The organism is Pseudomonas sp. 14P_5.3_Bac1, assembly GCF_025466135.1.
Lineage (GTDB): Bacteria > Pseudomonadota > Gammaproteobacteria > Pseudomonadales > Pseudomonadaceae > Aquipseudomonas.
The window spans coordinates 186,525-204,007 of the sequence record NZ_JANLOF010000057.1; the positions used below are offsets into that span (position 1 = coordinate 186,525).

The 17,483-nt window shown below is 61.0% G+C and carries 12 protein-coding genes; 7 read left to right on the top strand and 5 right to left on the bottom strand.

Annotated elements, in window-relative coordinates; all coding sequences use genetic code 11:
- The first annotated feature begins 27 nt into the window (after nt 1–27).
- From xdhA to guaD, 4 genes are all read left to right on the top strand, one after another.
- A complete protein-coding gene (xdhA, locus tag NTD89_RS14730; RefSeq protein WP_145159094.1) occupies nt 28–1,476 on the top strand; it encodes a xanthine dehydrogenase small subunit in 1,449 nt (482 codons plus the stop codon).
- Nucleotides 1,469–3,868 (top strand): xanthine dehydrogenase molybdopterin binding subunit, encoded by a 2,400-nt coding sequence (xdhB, locus tag NTD89_RS14735; protein ID WP_145159096.1) that lies wholly within the window; start codon nt 1,469–1,471, stop codon nt 3,866–3,868. Before xdhA ends, xdhB begins: the two co-directional genes overlap by 8 nt.
- A gap of 118 nt (nt 3,869–3,986) precedes the next feature.
- Nucleotides 3,987–4,826 carry a xanthine dehydrogenase accessory protein XdhC gene (xdhC, locus tag NTD89_RS14740; protein WP_262208381.1) on the top strand — a complete coding sequence of 280 codons (840 nt, stop codon included), beginning with the start codon at nt 3,987–3,989 and terminating at the stop codon, nt 4,824–4,826.
- 12 nt (nt 4,827–4,838) lie between these two features.
- A complete protein-coding gene (gene guaD, locus NTD89_RS14745) occupies nt 4,839–6,143 on the top strand; it encodes a guanine deaminase (protein ID WP_262208382.1) in 1,305 nt (434 codons plus the stop codon).
- Between the two features lie 139 nt (nt 6,144–6,282).
- On the opposite strand, the gene NTD89_RS14750 is transcribed toward guaD, so the two are convergent.
- Complete coding sequence (locus NTD89_RS14750; RefSeq protein ID WP_017134778.1) at nt 6,283–7,047, bottom strand: GntR family transcriptional regulator; 765 nt, start codon at nt 7,045–7,047, stop codon at nt 6,283–6,285.
- Between the two features lie 226 nt (nt 7,048–7,273).
- Here NTD89_RS14750 and NTD89_RS14755 point away from each other — a divergent pair, with 226 nt between their 5' ends.
- A complete protein-coding gene (locus NTD89_RS14755; RefSeq protein ID WP_242195874.1) occupies nt 7,274–8,464 on the top strand; it encodes a benzoate/H(+) symporter BenE family transporter in 1,191 nt (396 codons plus the stop codon).
- Between the two features lie 38 nt (nt 8,465–8,502).
- Here the strand turns inward: NTD89_RS14755 and NTD89_RS14760 are convergent, their stop codons facing one another.
- Complete coding sequence (locus NTD89_RS14760) at nt 8,503–8,847, bottom strand: YggL family protein (RefSeq protein ID WP_016979277.1); 345 nt, start codon at nt 8,845–8,847, stop codon at nt 8,503–8,505.
- A 236-nt stretch (nt 8,848–9,083) separates the two neighbouring features.
- On the opposite strand from NTD89_RS14760, the gene dacB reads away from it, so the two are divergent.
- Nucleotides 9,084–10,544: a D-alanyl-D-alanine carboxypeptidase/D-alanyl-D-alanine-endopeptidase gene (gene dacB, locus NTD89_RS14765; protein ID WP_145159104.1), complete on the top strand. Its 1,461-nt coding sequence runs from the start codon at nt 9,084–9,086 to the stop codon at nt 10,542–10,544.
- Nucleotides 10,545–10,682: 138 nt separating this feature from the next.
- Here the strand turns inward: dacB and NTD89_RS14770 are convergent, their stop codons facing one another.
- Both NTD89_RS14770 and rlmKL read right to left on the bottom strand, forming a co-directional pair.
- Nucleotides 10,683–13,067, bottom strand: a complete 2,385-nt coding sequence (locus NTD89_RS14770; protein WP_242195877.1) for a diguanylate cyclase — start codon at nt 13,065–13,067, stop codon at nt 10,683–10,685.
- Nucleotides 13,068–13,216: 149 nt separating this feature from the next.
- Nucleotides 13,217–15,481 (bottom strand): bifunctional 23S rRNA (guanine(2069)-N(7))-methyltransferase RlmK/23S rRNA (guanine(2445)-N(2))-methyltransferase RlmL, encoded by a 2,265-nt coding sequence (gene rlmKL, locus NTD89_RS14775; protein WP_145159108.1) that lies wholly within the window; start codon nt 15,479–15,481, stop codon nt 13,217–13,219.
- Nucleotides 15,482–16,013: 532 nt separating this feature from the next.
- On the opposite strand from rlmKL, the gene rmf reads away from it, so the two are divergent.
- Nucleotides 16,014–16,229 (top strand): ribosome modulation factor, encoded by a 216-nt coding sequence (rmf, locus tag NTD89_RS14780; RefSeq protein WP_002553055.1) that lies wholly within the window; start codon nt 16,014–16,016, stop codon nt 16,227–16,229.
- Nucleotides 16,230–16,413: 184 nt separating this feature from the next.
- On the opposite strand, the gene NTD89_RS14785 is transcribed toward rmf, so the two are convergent.
- Complete coding sequence (locus NTD89_RS14785; protein WP_262208385.1) at nt 16,414–17,439, bottom strand: quinone-dependent dihydroorotate dehydrogenase; 1,026 nt, start codon at nt 17,437–17,439, stop codon at nt 16,414–16,416.
- Nucleotides 17,440–17,483: the final 44 nt, after the last annotated feature.

The window sequence follows — 17,483 nt, forward strand, 5'->3', positions numbered from 1 at the left end:
AACAATAATGAGTCTGCGAGGCCTTCCGTGATCCAGTTTTTACTCAACCAGGAACTCCGTAGTGAGCACGCCCTGGACCCCAACCTGACCGTGCTCAACTATTTGCGTGAGCACGTGGGCAAACCCGGTACCAAGGAAGGCTGCGCCAGCGGCGATTGCGGGGCGTGCACCGTCGTGGTCGGCGAGTTGCACCGCGACGAACAAGGCGCGGAGCAGATTCGTTATCGCAGCCTCAACTCATGCCTGACCTTTGTGTCGTCGCTGCACGGCAAACAGCTGATCAGCGTTGAAGACCTCAAGCACCAGGGCCAACTGCACAGCGTGCAAAAAGCCATGGTCGAGTGCCACGGCTCACAATGCGGCTTTTGCACACCGGGCTTTGTGATGTCGTTGTTTGCCCTGCAAAAGAACAGCGACGCCCCCGACAGCCAAAAAGCCCACGAAGCGCTGGCCGGCAACCTGTGCCGTTGCACCGGCTACCGCCCGATCCTGGCCGCCGCCGAACAGGCCTGCTGCAACAAACCCGTCGACCAGTTTGACAGCCGCCAGGCCGAGACCATCGCGCGCCTCAAAGCCATTGCGCCAACGCAGACCGGCGAACTCAACAGTGGCGACAAACGCTGCCTGGTGCCGCTGACCGTCGCCGACCTGGCCGATCTCTACGACGCCTACCCGCAAGCCCGGCTACTGGCCGGCGGCACCGACCTGGCGCTGGAAGTCACGCAGTTTCATCGCACGCTGCCGGTGATGATCTACGTCGGCAATATCGAAGAAATGAAGCGCATCGAGCGCTTCGACGACCGCCTGGAAATCGGCGCCGCCACCGCCCTCTCCGACTGCTACACCGCGCTGCACCACGAATACCCGGATTTCGGCGACCTGCTGCACCGCTTCGCCTCCCTGCAAATCCGCAACCAGGGCACCTTGGGCGGCAACATCGGCAACGCCTCGCCGATTGGTGATTCGCCGCCGCTGCTGATCGCCCTGGGTGCACAGATCGTGCTGTGCAAAGGCAACGTGCGCCGCACCCTGGCGCTGGAAGACTACTTCATCGACTACCGCGTCACCGCGCGTCAGGACAGCGAATTCATCGAGAAAATCATCGTGCCTAAGGGCCACACACTGTTCCGTGCCTACAAGGTGTCCAAGCGCCTGGACGATGATATTTCCGCGGTGTGCGCCGCCTTCAACCTGAAGATCGAGAACGGCGTGATCAACCAGGCACGCGTCGCCTTCGGGGGCATGGCCGCCACGCCCAAACGCGCGAAAAGCTGCGAAGCCGTGCTGGTGGGCGCCACCTGGAACGCCGCCACGGTGGAAAAAGCCTGCGCCGCCCTGGCCGAGGATTTCACCCCGCTGTCGGACTTTCGCGCCAGCAAGGAATACCGTCTGCTCAGCGCGCAAAACCTGCTGCGCAAATACTTCATCGAACTGCAAACGCCGCACATCGAGACTCGGGTGACCGCTTATGTCTAACCATCACGCCGTCGTTAAAACCCAGGCCGAACTCGCCGAGCTGTTCGCCCAGGACCTGACCTCCGGGGTCGGCCGCAGCGTCAAGCATGACAGCGCCGCCAAGCATGTGTCCGGCGAGGCGCAGTACATCGATGACCGCCTGGAATTTCCCAACCAACTGCACCTGTATGCGCGCATGTCCGACCGTGCCCACGCCCGCATCCTCAGCATCGACACCGCGCCCTGCTACGCCTTTGACGGCGTGCGCATCGCGATCACCCACGAAGACGTGCCGGGCCTGAAAGACATCGGCCCGCTGATGCCCGGCGACCCGTTGCTGGCCATCGACACCGTGCAGTTTGTTGGCCAGGTGGTGCTGGCCGTGGCCGCGCGCGACCTGGAAACCGCACGCAAAGCGGCCATGGCGGCGGTGATCGAATACGAAGACCTGGAGCCGGTGCTGGACGTGGTCGAGGCCTTTCGCAACAAGCATTTCGTGCTCGACAGCCACACTCACCAACGCGGTGATTCGGCGGGTGCACTGGCCACGGCGAAAAACCGTATCCAGGGCACGCTGCACATCGGCGGCCAGGAACACTTCTACCTGGAAACCCAGATCTCGTCGGTGATGCCCACCGAAGACGGCGGCATGATCGTCTATTGCTCCACGCAAAACCCCACCGAAGTGCAGAAGTTGGTGGCCGAAGTGCTCGACGTGTCGATGAACAAAATCGTCGTCGACATGCGCCGCATGGGCGGCGGTTTCGGCGGCAAGGAAACCCAGGCCGCCAGCCCCGCCTGCCTGTGCGCGGTGGTTGCGCGCCTCACCGGCCAGCCGACCAAAATGCGCCTGCCGCGCGTCGAAGACATGCTGATGACCGGCAAGCGTCACCCGTTCTATATCGAATACGACGTGGGCTTTGACGACACGGGTCGCCTGCACGGGATCAACCTGGAACTGGCGGGTAACTGCGGCTGCTCGCCAGACTTGTCAAACTCAATTGTCGACCGCGCGATGTTCCACGCCGACAATTCGTATTACCTGGGCGACGCCACCGTTAATGGCCATCGTTGCAAGACCAACACGGCCTCCAACACCGCGTATCGCGGCTTCGGGGGGCCACAAGGCATGGTCGCCATCGAGGAAGTGATGGACGCCATCGCTCGGCACCTGGGTCTGGACCCATTGGCGGTGCGCAAGGCCAATTACTACGGCAAGACCGAGCGCAACGTCACCCACTACTACCAGACCGTCGAGCACAACATGCTCGAAGAAATGACCGCCGAGCTTGAAGCCAGCAGCCAATACGCCGAGCGCCGCGAAGCGATCCGCCTGTACAACGCCCACAGCCCGATCCTGAAAAAAGGCCTGGCGCTGACGCCGGTGAAGTTCGGTATTTCGTTTACCGCCAGCTTCCTGAACCAGGCCGGTGCGCTGATCCACATCTACACCGACGGCAGCATCCATTTGAACCACGGCGGCACCGAAATGGGCCAGGGCTTGAACACCAAGGTCGCGCAAGTGGTGGCCGAAGTGTTCCAGGTCGACATCGACCGCGTGCAGATCACCGCCACCAACACCGACAAGGTGCCCAACACCTCGCCCACCGCGGCTTCCAGCGGTGCCGACCTGAACGGCAAGGCTGCGCAGAACGCCGCCGAAACCATCAAGCAGCGCCTGGTGGAGTTTGCCGCACGCAAGTACGACGTGAGTGAAGCGGATGTGGAATTTCACAATGGTCACGTGCGTGTACGCGACCAGATCCTGACCTTTGAAAGCCTGATCCAGCAGGCGTATTTCGCCCAGGTCTCGCTGTCGAGCACCGGTTTCTACAAGACCCCGAAAATCTTCTACGACCGCAGCCAGGCGCGTGGGCGGCCGTTCTATTACTTCGCGTTCGGCGCGGCCTGCTGCGAAGTGATCGTCGACACCCTCACCGGCGAATACAAGATGTTGCGCACCGACATCCTGCACGACGTGGGCGCCTCGCTGAACCCGGCCATCGACATCGGCCAGGTGGAAGGCGGCTTTATTCAGGGCATGGGCTGGCTGACCATGGAAGAGCTGGTGTGGAACAACAAAGGCAAGCTGATGACCAACGGCCCCGCCAGCTACAAGATCCCGGCCGTGGCTGACATGCCCCTGGATTTACGCGTAAAGCTGGTCGAAAACCGCAAGAACCCGGAGGACACGGTGTTCCATTCCAAGGCTGTGGGTGAGCCGCCGTTCATGCTCGGGATCGCCTCGTGGTGCGCGATCAAGGATGCCGTGGCGAGTGTGGGTGAGTATCGCCATCAGCCCAAGATTGATGCACCGGCGACACCCGAGCGGGTGTTGTGGGGGTGTGAGCAGATGCGGCAGTTGCAGGCGGCAAAGGCTGTCGAGGCTGAAACCGAGATGGCTTCGCTCTAAGACCGAGGTGCTGCCATCGCAGGCAAGCCAGCTCCCACATTTGATGGTGTTCACACATCAAAATGTGGGAGGGGGCTTGCCCCCGATAGCGGCCTGACAGACGCCACAAGAGGTGACTATGAACAACTGGATCAGCGCCCTCGCCGATTTGCAGAACCGCGGCGAACCCTGCGTGCTGGTGACCATCATCGAAGAGCTCGGCTCCACGCCGCGCAATGCCGGCTCGAAGATGGTGATCAGCGCCGCGCAGACCTTCGACACCATCGGTGGCGGGCACCTGGAATACAAGGCGATGCAGATCGCCCGCGACATGCTCGTGCGCGGCCAGCAAAACACGCATCTGGAGCGCTTCAGCCTCGGTGCAAGCCTGGGCCAGTGCTGCGGCGGTGTGACTGTGCTGCTGTTCGAACCCATGGGCCAGGTGCAGGCGCACATTGCAGTGTTTGGCGCCGGCCATGTCGGCCGCGCGTTGGTGCCGCTGTTGGCGAGCCTGCCGTGCCGGGTGCGCTGGATCGATTCCCGCGACCAGGAGTTTCCGGAACACATTCCCCAGGGCGTGCGTAAAATCGTCAGCGAGGAGCCGGTCGACGAAATTGCCGACCTGCCAGTGGGCAGTTACTGCATCGTCATGACCCACAATCACGCGCTGGACCTGGAACTGACCGCCGCGCTGCTCAAGCGCAATGACTTTGCCTACTTCGGCCTGATCGGCTCGAAAACCAAACGGGTCAAGTTCGAACACCGCCTGCGTGATCGCGGCTTCGACACCGCGCAACTGCAACGCATGCGCTGCCCGATGGGCCTCATCGAGGTGAAGGGCAAACTGCCGGTGGAGATCGCCATCTCCATCGCCGGCGAAATCATCGCCACCTATAACGCCAATTTCGGCCAGCACACCGCGAGCGCCGAACCCATTGCCAAACTGCTGCCGGCCTCGCGCCGCAGCCAAGCACTCTAAATTGAGAACACCATGCCTTTGACTCGCAAAGCCTACCGTGCCGCCATCCTGCACAGCATCGCCGACCCTGCTGAAGTGGGGATCGAAGCGTCCTATGAGTATTTCGAAGACGGCCTGCTGGTGATCGATAACGGCCAGATCAGCGCCCTGGGCCACGCCAGCGATTTGCTGCCGACGCTGCCCGCCGACATCGACGTTACTCATTATCAGGATGCGCTGATCACCCCGGGCCTGATCGACACCCATATCCACCTGCCGCAAACCGGCATGGTCGGCGCCTATGGCGAGCAGTTGCTGGATTGGCTCAACACCTACACCTTCCCGTGTGAAAGCCAGTTCGCCGACAAGGCCCATGCCGAAGAAGTCGCGGATATCTTCATCAAGGAACTGCTGCGCAACGGCACCACCACGGCGCTGGTGTTCGGCAGCGTGCACCCGCAATCAGTCAATTCGTTTTTTGAAGCGGCCGAGAAACTCGACCTGCGCATGATCGCCGGCAAGGTAATGATGGACCGCAACGCGCCGGACTATCTGACCGACACCGCCGAATCCGGCTACCAGGAAAGCAAGGCGCTGATCGAACGCTGGCATGGCAAGGGCCGTTTGCACTATGCGGTCACGCCACGTTTTGCCCCGACCAGCACCCCGGCGCAACTGACGCTGGCCGGGCAATTGCTGGGCGAATACCCGGACCTGTACATGCAGACGCACATCAGTGAAAACCTGCAGGAAGTGGAATGGGTGAAAGAGCTGTTCCCGGAGCGCAAGGGCTACCTGGACGTGTATGACCACTACAAATTGCTGGGTGAGCGTTCGGTGTTTGCCCACGGCGTGCACCTGTGCGATGACGAGTGCGCGCGCCTCGCCGAAACGGGTTCGGCGGTAGCGTTTTGCCCGACCTCGAACTTCTTCCTCGGCAGTGGCTTGTTCAACCTGCCGATGGCCGAGAAGCACAAGCTGAATGTCGGCCTGGGCACCGACGTGGGTGGCGGCACCAGCTTCTCGCTGCTGCAAACCTTGAACGAAGCCTACAAGGTCATGCAGTTGCAGGGCGCTCGGTTGAGCCCGTTCAAGTCGCTGTACCTGGCCACTTTGGGCGGCGCGCGAGCGCTGCGTTTGGAAGACAAGATCGGCACCTTGCAGCCAGGCACTGACGCGGACTTTTTGGTGCTGGATTACAACGCCACGCCGCTGCTCAGCTATCGCTTGAAGCAGGCCAATAACATTGCCGAGACGTTGTTTGTGTTGATGACGCTGGGGGATGACCGGGCGGTGTTGCAGACGTATGCGGCCGGCAATCTCGTGCATCAACGCTGATCTAAAGCACGCCGAGAAGCAAATGTGGGAGCGGGCTTGCTCGCGAATACGGAGTGTCAGTCACCAGATGCATTGACTGATCTACCGCATTCGCGAGCAAGCCCGCTCCCACATTTCTGGCCCTGGTGAGTCAGGGAAATTACAGTTTTACGGACGAGCGTCCCGGCTTTTTCGTCTGCAACAAATGCGAAAACACCGCGTGCAAATCATCCGACGCGCTTTCCTCATCGAGGTTGAGCTTGCTGTCGATGTGATCCATGTGGTGCATCATCAAATTCACCGCCAACGTTGCATCGCGTGCTTCGATCGCATCGATCAGCTGCGTGTGCTCATCGTAAGAACAGTGCGAGCGGTTGCCGCTTTCGTACTGGGCGATGATCAACGAGGTCTGCGACACCAGGCTGCGCTGGAAGCTGATCAGCGGCGCGTTCTTCGCCGCCTCGGCCAGCTTGAGGTGGAATTCGCCGGAGAGGCGGATACCGGCACCGCGGTCGCCGCGGGAGAAGCTGTCGCGCTCGTCGTTGACCATCTGGCGCAGCTCGGCCAGCTGTTCGGCCGTGGCGTGCTGCACTGCCAACTCCGTGATCGCCCGTTCGACCAGACGCCGGGCCAGGAATACCTGACGCGCTTCTTCTACACTCGGGCTCGCCACCACCGCACCACGATTGGGCCGCAGCAGTACCACGCCTTCATGGGCCAGACGCGAGAGCGCGCGGCGAATGATGGTGCGGCTGACGCCGAAGATTTCGCCCAGTGCCTCTTCACTCAACTTGGTTCCGGGCGCCAGGCGTTGTTCAAGGATGGCCTCGAAGATATGCGCGTAAACGATATCGTCCTGGGTTCCGCTGCGACCGGCCTTGCCGGCTCGCGGTTGTTTCTTGAGAGGTTGCAACTGTTCGTTCATGGGCACTCGGGTTTGGAGAACGGCGGCGAATTAACGGTAATACGGCAAGCGCAGGTTGCTGGCAAGTATCACCTAAAAACAGGGCACATTGTACACAACCCAGTGCGCCAACACACTGTACGGCTGTTTGCAGCGTCGGCTGTATCGCAACGAGTAGTTACGTTTGAGTTTAGGCTTGAATCTGCGCCTTCACTGACAAATACCCAGGTAAAAGGAACACCTCTCCATGAACGACGCCACCCAAGCGCCTTTGCGCCCGTTGGCCGACACTTCTGCGTCGGCCATCGTCGCCGGCTTCATTGCCATGATGACCGGCTACACCAGCTCGCTGGTCCTGATGTTTCAGGCCGGCCAGGCCGCCGGGTTGACCACGGCGCAGATTTCTTCGTGGATCTGGGCCATCTCCATCGGCATGGCGGTGTGCAGCATCGGCTTGTCCCTGCGCTATCGCACGCCCATCACCATTGCCTGGTCCACACCCGGCGCGGCGCTGTTGATTACCAGCCTGGGCGGCGTGAGTTACGGCGAGGCCATTGGTGCCTACATCACCTGCGCCGTGCTGGTGACGCTGTGCGGGCTGACCGGCAGTTTCGAAAAACTGGTCAAGCGCATCCCGTCGTCGCTGGCGGCGGCCTTGCTGGCGGGAATCCTGTTCAAGATCGGCAGCGAGATTTTCGTCGCCGCGCAGCATCGCACCGGCCTGGTGCTGGGGATGTTTTTCACGTACCTGATCATCAAGCGCCTGTCGCCACGCTATGCGGTGCTCGCCGCGCTGGTGCTCGGCACTGTGCTGTCAGGGCTGATGGGGTTGCTGGATTTCAGTGGTTTTCACCTCGAAGTGGCGATACCGGTGTGGACCACGCCGCATTTCTCGCTGGCGGCGACCATCAGTATCGGCATTCCGCTGTTCGTGGTGGCAATGACCTCGCAGAACATGCCCGGCGTCGCCGTGCTGCGCGCCGATGGCTACACCGTGCCCGCCTCGCCTTTGATCACCGCCACCGGCCTGGCCTCGCTGGTGCTCGCGCCCTTCGGCTCCCACGGCATCAACCTGGCGGCAATCAGCGCGGCCATCTGCACCGGGCCGCATGCCCATGAAGACCGCAACAAGCGCTACACCGCCGCGGTGTGGTGCGGTGTGTTCTACGGGATTGCCGGGGTATTTGGCGCGACCTTGGCGGCATTGTTCGCCGCATTGCCAAAGGAACTGGTGCTGTCGATTGCAGCGCTGGCGTTGTTTGGCTCGATCATCAATGGCTTGAGCATCGCCATGAATGAGCCGAAGGAACGCGAAGCGGCGCTGATCACCTTTATGGTCACCGCGTCAGGCTTGACGTTGTTTTCCATCGGTTCGGCGTTCTGGGGGATTGTGGCGGGGGTGTTGACGCTGCTGATTCTGAACGGGCGCAAGGCATAAAAAAAACGGCGACCCGAAGGTCGCCGTTTTTTTCAGTATCACTTAGCCGCGTTGATCGGCTTTTCTGGATACCACACGTCCAGCAACGGGCTGACTTCAGCCTTGGTCAGCTCGGAACGGGTTTTCAGCCAGGCTTCAACAGCAGCACGCTGCTCTTCGGAGACCGAGCCACGCTTCTGCAGGCAAACCAGACCGAAGTCATCGCCGCCGACATAGCCCAGACCGTTGGCTTCCATGGCTTCTTTGATGAATGCTTCGAGGAAAGCGTCGATAGCTTCTTCACTCAGGCCTTCGTTGAAGTCCAGGTTCAGTTCGAAACCCAGCTCTTGAAATTCATCAACGCACAGTTTTTTGCGCAGACGCTGGGAACGGTTAGTCGCCATTGGAACAATCCTCATAAGTAATAACGGGCGGCACTTTAGCAGTTTAAGGCAAGGATTGCCCGACTCTCTGGGACAGGCGGCTATCTGTCTGCAAAAAAACGCGCAATACCAGCTATCGTTCAGCTACAACTGGATCCACCTTGGGGCATAATGCCGACACTTTCGTGACCAATGAGGGATTTTCTTCCATACCCCTCGCCTTTTTCACCCTTCTCAGCAGTAGGGTTTTATTCCTTATGATCAAATCTTTTCGTTCCGTGTTATTGGCCAGCGTTCTTCTTCCACTGGCCTTTTCCGCCGCTGCCGCCCCAATCAACAACACCCTGCCACCCAACGTTGCGCAGGCCCTGCAGAAAGCCAAGCTACAAAATACCGCGCTGTCGCTGGTGATGCTGCCCCTCACCGGCCCCGGTACCCCCACCGTGTTCAACGCCGACGTGTCGGTGAACCCGGCCTCCACCATGAAGCTGGTCACCACTTACGCCGCCCTGGAAATGCTCGGCCCCAACCATCAGTGGAAGACCGAGTTCTACACCGACGGCACGCTCAGCGGTGGCGTCTTGCACGGCAACCTTTACCTAAAGGGCGGCGGCGACCCGAAGCTGAACATGGAAAAACTCTGGCTGCTGATGCGCGACCTGCGTGCCAATGGCGTGCAGCAAGTCACCGGCGACCTGGTGCTCGACCGCAGCTTCTTCAACCAGCCGCAATTGCCCGAATTCAATGACGACGGCAATGACGAGAACAAGCCGTTCCTGGTCAAGCCCGACGCCCTGCTGGTCAACCTCAAGGCCCTGCGCTTCGTAACCCGCAACGATTCGGGCCGCGTGATCGTATCGGTCGAGCCGCCGATTGCCAGCATTCGCATCGACAACCAGGTGAAAGTCTCCAACGCCAAGCAATGCACCGGTGACGTGCGCTACAGCCCGGTCACCGCCGCCGACGGCAGTGTCACCGTGACGGTCAGCGGCCAACTGGGCGATGGCTGCAGTTCGCAGACTTACCTGTCGCTGCTCGACCACGCCACCTACACCGCCGGCGCTGTGCGTGCGATCTGGCAGGAATTGGGTGGCACCATCCAGGGCCGCGACATCCAGGCGCCCGTGCCCAAGGACGCCAAAGTACTCGCCCGTGCCTTTTCGCCGGACCTGGCGGAAATCATCCGCGACATCAACAAATACAGTAACAACACCATGGCTCAGCAGCTGTTCCTGAGCCTGGGCGCGCAATTTCGCAACGATGCCGACGGCGACGACGCCAAGGCTGCGCAACGTGTGGTCCGTCAGTGGCTGGCGAAGAAAGGCATCACCGCGCCGCACCTCGTCATGGAGAACGGCTCCGGCCTGTCGCGCGCCGAACGTGTCAGCGCCCGCGAGATGGCGGCCATGCTGCAAGCCGCCTGGAAAAGCCCGTACGCGGCGGAATACATCAGCTCGCTACCGATTGCCGGCACCGACGGCACCATGCGTAAACGCCTGAAGACCACCGCCATGCGCGGCGAAGCCCACGTCAAGACTGGCACCCTGAACACCGTGCGTGCCATCGCCGGGTTCAGCCGTGACAATAATGGCAACACCTGGGTGGTGGTGGCGATCCTCAACGATTCGAAACCGTGGGGCGCCTCATCAGTACTGGACCAAGTGCTGCTGGACCTGTATCGCCAGCCGAAGCTGGCGGCGGCTGCGCCGGTGCTCTAAAGGCAACACAGATCAAATGTGCGAGCGGGCTTGCCTGCGATAGCGGTGTATCAGTATCAGATTCGCTGACTGACACGCTGCAATCGCAGACAAGCCAGCCCCCAACATGAATGCGCGACGTCTGAAAAACTCTGTCAATCAAGCCCTGATTCGCTCAGCCTCCACCCGGTCCCTGCCCGCCTGCTTGGCCCTATACACCGCCGAGTCCGCCCGCAGCAGCAGCCCGTCAATGCCGTCATCGATCCGCCAACTGGCCACACCGAAGCTGGCGGTCACGATGCCCACCGTTTCCATCGGCGCACTGCGCAACGACTGCCACAACTCCATCGCCAGGCTGTACGCCTGCTCGCAATCAGTGTGCGGGCACAACACCACGAACTCTTCGCCGCCCAGTCGGCAAAACACATCCGTGCGCCGCAGGCGCTGACTGATGCGCTTGCACACCTCCTGCAACACCCCATCGCCTACCGCGTGACCGTACTGGTCGTTGATGCGCTTGAAGTGGTCGATATCCAGCATGATCAACGACAGCGCCCCACTGGTGCGGTTGAGCCTGAGCATCTCGACCTTGAGACGATCCTGGAAATAACGCCGGTTATGAATGCCCGTCAGCGAGTCGGTGATGGAGAGTGCGCGCAGCTCTTCCTCCACCCGTTTGAGATCGGAAATATCCGACACGTAGCCATGCCACAGCGTACCGCCGCCTGGCAGTTCTTCAGGCGTGGCTTCGCCGCGAATCCAGCGCAGGCCGCGTTGTGGCAACAGCACGCGGTATTCTTCGCGCCAGTGGCTCAGCTGCAACGCCGACAAGCGTATCGACAGGCGGACCCGCTCAACGTCCTGGGGATGAATGCGTTCGAAGACCTTGGCCGCGTCCTGTTGCAACACGCCGGTTTCGATTTCATAGATATCGCGCATGCCATCGCTGGCATAGATGAAACGCCCGTTGCCCTGAGGCTCGAGGGTGAACTGGAAGATCCCGCCGGGCACATGGGCACTGAGTTTTTTCAGCAAACGATCGCGCGCCGCCAACGCCTCGTAGGCGCGTTTCTGTTCGGTGACATCCAGGTAAATCGCCAGATGCCCGATCCACAAGCCATGGTCATCCAGCAATACGGTGCCGAGCATGTTCACCGTCAAGGGGCTGCCATTTTCGCGTAACAGGGTCCACTCTCGCGCCTGGTGCAGGTGGTCCGGGCTCTCCACCAACATCGCCTGGCTTGGCGGGATGCGCTTGCCCATGGCCGCGCTCAAACGGGTGGCGCGCGCTTCGAGTTCAGCGGCCAGGTGCAGGCTTTCCAGGGTCATGCGCCCCAGTACCTGGTCGGACGTGTACCCCAGCATTTGCTCGGCCCCGGCATTGAACGTGTTGATCACCCCGCGCAAGTCAGTGGCGATGATCGCGACCTGCGTGGCCGCATTCAGCACGCTGCGCAATTGCCCGTGCGCACCGCGCAATTCCTGTTCACGCAGGCGCAACTGCTCGGTGCGCTGTTCCACCAGTTTCAGCGCGCGCTGGCGTTGGCTGACCACCACATACAACAAGGCACTGAGCAGCAGGCTGAGCAACCCGCCCATGGTCAGGATGGTGCTCATCGAGGAGTGGTTGGCCTGATCGAAGACCTGGCTGCCACGCAACGTGAGGGCATACACATGGTCGCCGAGGGTCAAACGGCGCGCGGCGCTGAGGTCGCTGGCGCCCACCGCATTGCTCGAGGCATACAGCACGCGCTGCTGGGCGTCGGAGGTATCGACGATCTGCATCACCAGGTTGTCGCGGTTCGGCTTGGGCAAACCGTCGGCCACCAGCTGTCGCATGCTGATCACCGCCATCACAAAGCCGCTGGGCTCGGCCTCAGCCGGCTTGCGCACGGGCGCCACCAGCAAAACCCCGGCCGCATAGGCCGGTTCCACACCCACCAATTGCATCGGCTGGGATACCGCGGGCGTACCGCTTTCCTGCGCACGCTCAAGGACCGAGCGCCGAAGCGGCTGTGCCAACAGGTCGAAACCGAGCGGCGAGCCCAGCAGGCTTTGGGTTTGGCTATACAACACCGGCACGTATTCATCGCGCTCGGCGGCAGGCGCCAACTCCCCTGACGAATTCAGTTCACGGATAGCAAAGGGCGCGCCGCGCTGGCGCGAGATCTCCTGTTCAAACGGCTTGCGCTGATCGCGAAAAATTCGCGGTGCCCAGGCATACGCGCGGGCGCGCAACAGCAAGGGCTGGGCAAATCCATCGAACTCGGCACGGGACACATCACTGGAATTGACGAAGAAGCGCTGCAGGCTGGCCAGGCGTTGCTCCTGGTCTTCGAGGCGCTCCTGCAGGCGGGTGTAGCGTTCATTGACCAGCAACTGGAAACGCTGGCGAACCTGTTGCTGATACAGATCGGCGGCGGCCCAGGCAATAATTACCGTCAGCGCGCAACCTGCCAATAACACCACCAATGCCACCAGCCAAGCCGACGCCTGCTCACTGATAAAGCCTAGGATTTTGGGGCGTACGGCATGCATCGGCATAGGCAACACTCACAACGCCAGCGTGCGGGGCTGTCACTTTGGCTAGGGCTTCAGTTATAGCCATGAGGCCACTGTTTGACCAGCGCAAAAAAGCCGCAAACCCGGAATACGCCAGGCTTGCGGCTTTTTGTTCCAACTTGGTGCAGCAATCAGCGCGCAGTGATTTTCCACGCCCGGTGGATCTTCGCGTTACGCGCGAAATCCGGGTCGAGGGTCTTGTCGCTGATTTCCTCGACCGCATAGCGTTCGCTGAGGTTGTCCTCGAGCACGAACTTGCGGAAGTTGTTCGAGAAGTACAACACGCCGCCCGGTGCCAGGCGCGCCATGGCCAGGTCGAGCAACTGCACGTGGTCACGCTGCACGTCGAAGATGCCTTCCATGCGCTTGGAGTTGGAGAAGGTCGGCGGATCAATGAAGATCAAGTCGAACTCATCGCGGCTGGCTTCCAGCCACGCCATCACGTCGCCCTGCTCCAGACGGTTTTTGTCGGAAAAACCGTTGAGCGAGAAGTTGCGACGTGCCCAGTCCAGGTAGGTCTTGGACAAGTCGACGCTGGTGGTGCTGCGCGCGCCGCCCTTGGCCGCGTGCACACTGGCGGTAGCGGTGTAGCAATACAGGTTGAGGAAGCGCTTGCCGGCCGCTTCCTTCTGGATGCGCATGCGCATCGGGCGGTGGTCGAGAAACAGGCCGGTGTCCAGGTAATCGGTGAGGTTGACCAGCAGCTTCACGCCGCCTTCGCTGACCTCGGTGAACTTGCCCTGGGCGCTCTGGCGCTCGTACTGCTTGGTGCCGCTTTGGCGCTCGCGACGCTTGACCACCACGCGGCTCTTGTCGACGTTCAGCGCCTGGGGAATCGCGGCCAGCGCATCGAACATGCGTGCGGAAGCTTTTTCCGGGTCGATGGATTTCGGCGCGGCGTATTCCTGCACGTGCACCCAGTCGTGGTAGAGGTCGATGGCCATGGAGTATTCCGGCATGTCGGCGTCGTACACACGGTAGCAATCCACGCCTTCGCGCTTGGCCCACTTGCCCAGCTGCTTGAGGTTCTTCTGCAGACGGTTGGCGAACATCTGCCCGCCTTCGCTCAGGCGCGCCTGTTCAACCACCGGGGCCGGGGCTGGCTTGATCGGGTTACCGTTCTTGTTGTACTGGCGCTCTTGCGGCTCGGTCGGGGCCTGATCGTAAGCGGCCTGCTCACGCTCGGCCTGACGCTGCTCCGGGGTGCGGCGCTCGCCGGTGACGAACTGGTCCGGGTTGACTTTGATCAGCAGCAGTTTGCACGGCAAGGCGCCGTTCCAGAACGAATACTGTTTGTGGCTGCGAATGCCCATGCGCTTGCCCAGGTCCGGCGCGCCGGTGAACACCGCCGCTTCCCAACCCATGCACGCCTGACGCAGACGCTCGCCAAGGTTCTGGTAGAGGTACAAAAGGCTGGCTTCGTCACCCAGACGCTCGCCGTACGGCGGGTTGCAGATAACCAAACCTTTTTGATTCTGGTCCGGACGCGGCTCGAAGGTGCCGACTTCGCCCTGGTACACCTTGATCCAGTGGCTCAGGCCAGCGCGCTCGATGTTATTGCGCGCGGGTTGAATCAAGCGTGGGTCGGCTTCGTAGCCTCGCACCCACAACGGCGGCTTGTTCATGCCGATGGCAGCCCGCTCGGTCGCTTCGGTGTGCAGCTTTTTCCACAGCGCCGGAACGTGGCCGAGCCAGGTGGTGAAGCCCCACAGTTCGCGATTGAGGTTGGGGGCCATGTCGGCGGCGATCATTGCGCCTTCGACCAGGAAAGTACCCACGCCACACATCGGGTCGGTCAGCGCGCCGCCTTCGGCCGCAATGCGCGGCCAGCCGGCGCGAATCAAAATCGCCGCCGCCAGGTTTTCCTTCAACGGTGCCGCGCCCTGCTGCAGGCGGTAACCGCGCTGGTGCAGGCTGTGGCCGGACAAGTCGAGCGACAGGATTGCTTCGCCGCGGTCCAGGCGCAGGTGAATACGCAGGTCCGGGTTGATCTTGTCGATGGAGGGGCGTTCGCCGGTCGGGGTGCGCAGCTTGTCGACGATCGCATCCTTGACCTTCAGCGCGCCGAAGTGGGTGTTGTCGATGCCCGAACCGTGGCCGCTGAATTCCACCGCCAGGGTGCCATCCGGAACCATGTGGTCAGCCCATTCGATGTCCAGCACGCCATGGTATAGGTCTTCAGCGTCCTTCATCGGGAAGCGCTTGAGCACCAGCAATACGCGGTTGGCCAGGCGCGACCAGAGGCACAGGCGGTAGGCGGTTTCCATGTCGGCCATGCCGCGCACGGCCGAGGTGTGCTCGCGTGCGTCCTCAAGGCCAAGCCCGACGGCTTCCTCGATCAGCAGGCCTTCGAGGCCCTTGGGGCAAGTGAGGAAGAGTTCAAAACGGTCCGACATGGGGCATTCCAGGCTTTTCAGCAATAAATGAACAGGCGACGCATCGCCGGCTCGGTTTTTAATCAAGCACTTTTCTTGAAGAGTGCTCGCGTGGCACGAATGTGCCGTCCCACCCCGGCTGCCGGGCCTTTGGGCCAGAATTTCCGGGGCAGAGAAATAATTGATTGCAACAAAAAGAAATATTCCGACCCTTCGTCGAATAATAACCGACTGCAACGGGCGGACATTCTTACTAAAGGATTAAACCCATCCTCTATGCAGGGCACATCATAGCTGGCTTTGCCCAATAAAAGGGGCGAAAAGCCATCCCAGCTTATGGCTATAGCATCGTTATCGTTACGTGCTTATGACAAAACGATCATTGAATCCATGTGACCTATTGGTTAGAACTCAACACAGGTTGGCGCCGTAACGACGCCGACACATCGGCTCGCCACGCCGGCAGCGAGCCCACCAACGGCAGAAAAACTCTGCCCGGCCTCAGACGAGGCCGAAGGATATCAAGACAGTCAACAAGTGAGGGAAACACCCTATGAGAAGACTTAAGCGTGATCCGTTGGAAAGAGCATTTTTACGCGGATATCAATATGGCGTTCATGGCAAATCCCGTGAGCTTTGCCCATTTACTCTACCGTCGGTACGCCAAGCCTGGATCAACGGCTGGCGAGAAGGACGCGGCGACAACTGGGACGGTATGACTGGCACTGCGGGAATCCACAGACTCAACGAACTTCACGCCGTCGGCTAACACAGGGCACTTAATCCGACACACCACCTTGAATATGTAACGACTTAACCACGCACGCCCCATCAGGGCGGCGGGCTTCGGCCCAGGGGCTCCTTTAGGGAGCCCTTTTTATTGGGTCGGTGGCGATGCGGACTACACACTCACAGGTGTATTTTTAGCCTGCCATCGCCAACAAGCCGGGCGCCTACCTTTTTGGCAAGGCCGCTATCGCATCCACCGACTCGCGAATCAGCGACGGTCCTTTATAGATAAAACCTGAGTACAGCTGCACCAGGCTTGCACCGGCGGCGATCTTCTCGGCCGCGTGCTTGCCTTCGGTGATGCCGCCCACGGCGATGATCGGCAAGCGCCCGGCCAACTCAGCCGCCAGCACCTTGACGATGTGAGTGCTCTTGTCGCGCACCGGTGCGCCCGACAGCCCACCCGCTTCATCACCATGCGCCAGCCCTTCGACACCCACACGGCTGAGGGTGGTGTTGGTGGCGATCACCGCATCCATGCCCGAATCCACCAGCGCCTGAGCGACCAGCACGGTTTCTTCATCGCTCATGTCTGGCGCAATCTTGATGGCCAACGGCACACGTTTGCCATGACGTATGGCCAGGTCTTCCTGGCGCTGACGCAAGGCTTCGAGCAGTTGCTTGAGAGAATCACCGAACTGCAGGCTACGCAGACCCGGCGTATTCGGCGAGCTGACGTTGACGGTGACGTAGCTGGCGTGGGCGTAGACCTTGTCCAGGCAAATCAGGTAATCATCGACGGCGCGCTCTACGGGCGTGTCGAAGTTCTTGCCGATATTGATGCCGAGGATGCCCTTGTATTTCGCGGCTTGAACCCGTGAAAGCAGATGATCAACGCCCAGGTTGTTAAAGCCCATGCGATTGATGATCGCCTCGGCTTCCGGCAGGCGAAAGATCCGTGGTTTTGGGTTGCCCGGTTGCGGGCGCGGCGTCACGGTGCCGATTTCGACAAAACCGAAACCCAATTGCGCAAACCCGTCGATGGCCGCGCCGTTCTTGTCGAGGCCGGCAGCCAGCCCGACCGGGTTGGGGAAGTCGAGTCCCATCACCGATACCGGCATTTTTGCCGGTGCCTTGCATACCAGGCCATTGAGCCCCAGACGACCACCGGCACCGATCAGGTCCAGGGACAGATCGTGGGAGGTTTCCGGAGAGAGTTTGAACAAAAGCTGGCGGGCCAGGGTATACATGGGCGGGCTAGACTCGGATGGCGGCGAAAGGTGGCGCCGATTAT

What these genes read in the sequence shown, in the direction of transcription:
- NTD89_RS14760 (WP_016979277.1), bottom strand. Translation starts at nt 8,847, where the DNA reads ATGGCGACTAACCGTTCCCAGCGTCTGCGCAAAAAACTGTGCGTTGAT.
- dacB (WP_145159104.1), top strand. Translation starts at nt 9,084, where the DNA reads ATGATCAAATCTTTTCGTTCCGTGTTATTGGCCAGCGTTCTTCTTCCA.
- NTD89_RS14750 (WP_017134778.1), bottom strand. Translation starts at nt 7,047, where the DNA reads ATGAACGAACAGTTGCAACCTCTCAAGAAACAACCGCGAGCCGGCAAG.
- rmf (WP_002553055.1), top strand. Translation starts at nt 16,014, where the DNA reads ATGAGAAGACTTAAGCGTGATCCGTTGGAAAGAGCATTTTTACGCGGA.
- rlmKL (WP_145159108.1), bottom strand. Translation starts at nt 15,481, where the DNA reads ATGTCGGACCGTTTTGAACTCTTCCTCACTTGCCCCAAGGGCCTCGAA.
- NTD89_RS14770 (WP_242195877.1), bottom strand. Translation starts at nt 13,067, where the DNA reads ATGCCGATGCATGCCGTACGCCCCAAAATCCTAGGCTTTATCAGTGAG.
- xdhB (WP_145159096.1), top strand. Translation starts at nt 1,469, where the DNA reads ATGTCTAACCATCACGCCGTCGTTAAAACCCAGGCCGAACTCGCCGAG.
- xdhC (WP_262208381.1), top strand. Translation starts at nt 3,987, where the DNA reads ATGAACAACTGGATCAGCGCCCTCGCCGATTTGCAGAACCGCGGCGAA.
- guaD (WP_262208382.1), top strand. Translation starts at nt 4,839, where the DNA reads ATGCCTTTGACTCGCAAAGCCTACCGTGCCGCCATCCTGCACAGCATC.
- NTD89_RS14785 (WP_262208385.1), bottom strand. Translation starts at nt 17,439, where the DNA reads ATGTATACCCTGGCCCGCCAGCTTTTGTTCAAACTCTCTCCGGAAACC.
- NTD89_RS14755 (WP_242195874.1), top strand. Translation starts at nt 7,274, where the DNA reads ATGAACGACGCCACCCAAGCGCCTTTGCGCCCGTTGGCCGACACTTCT.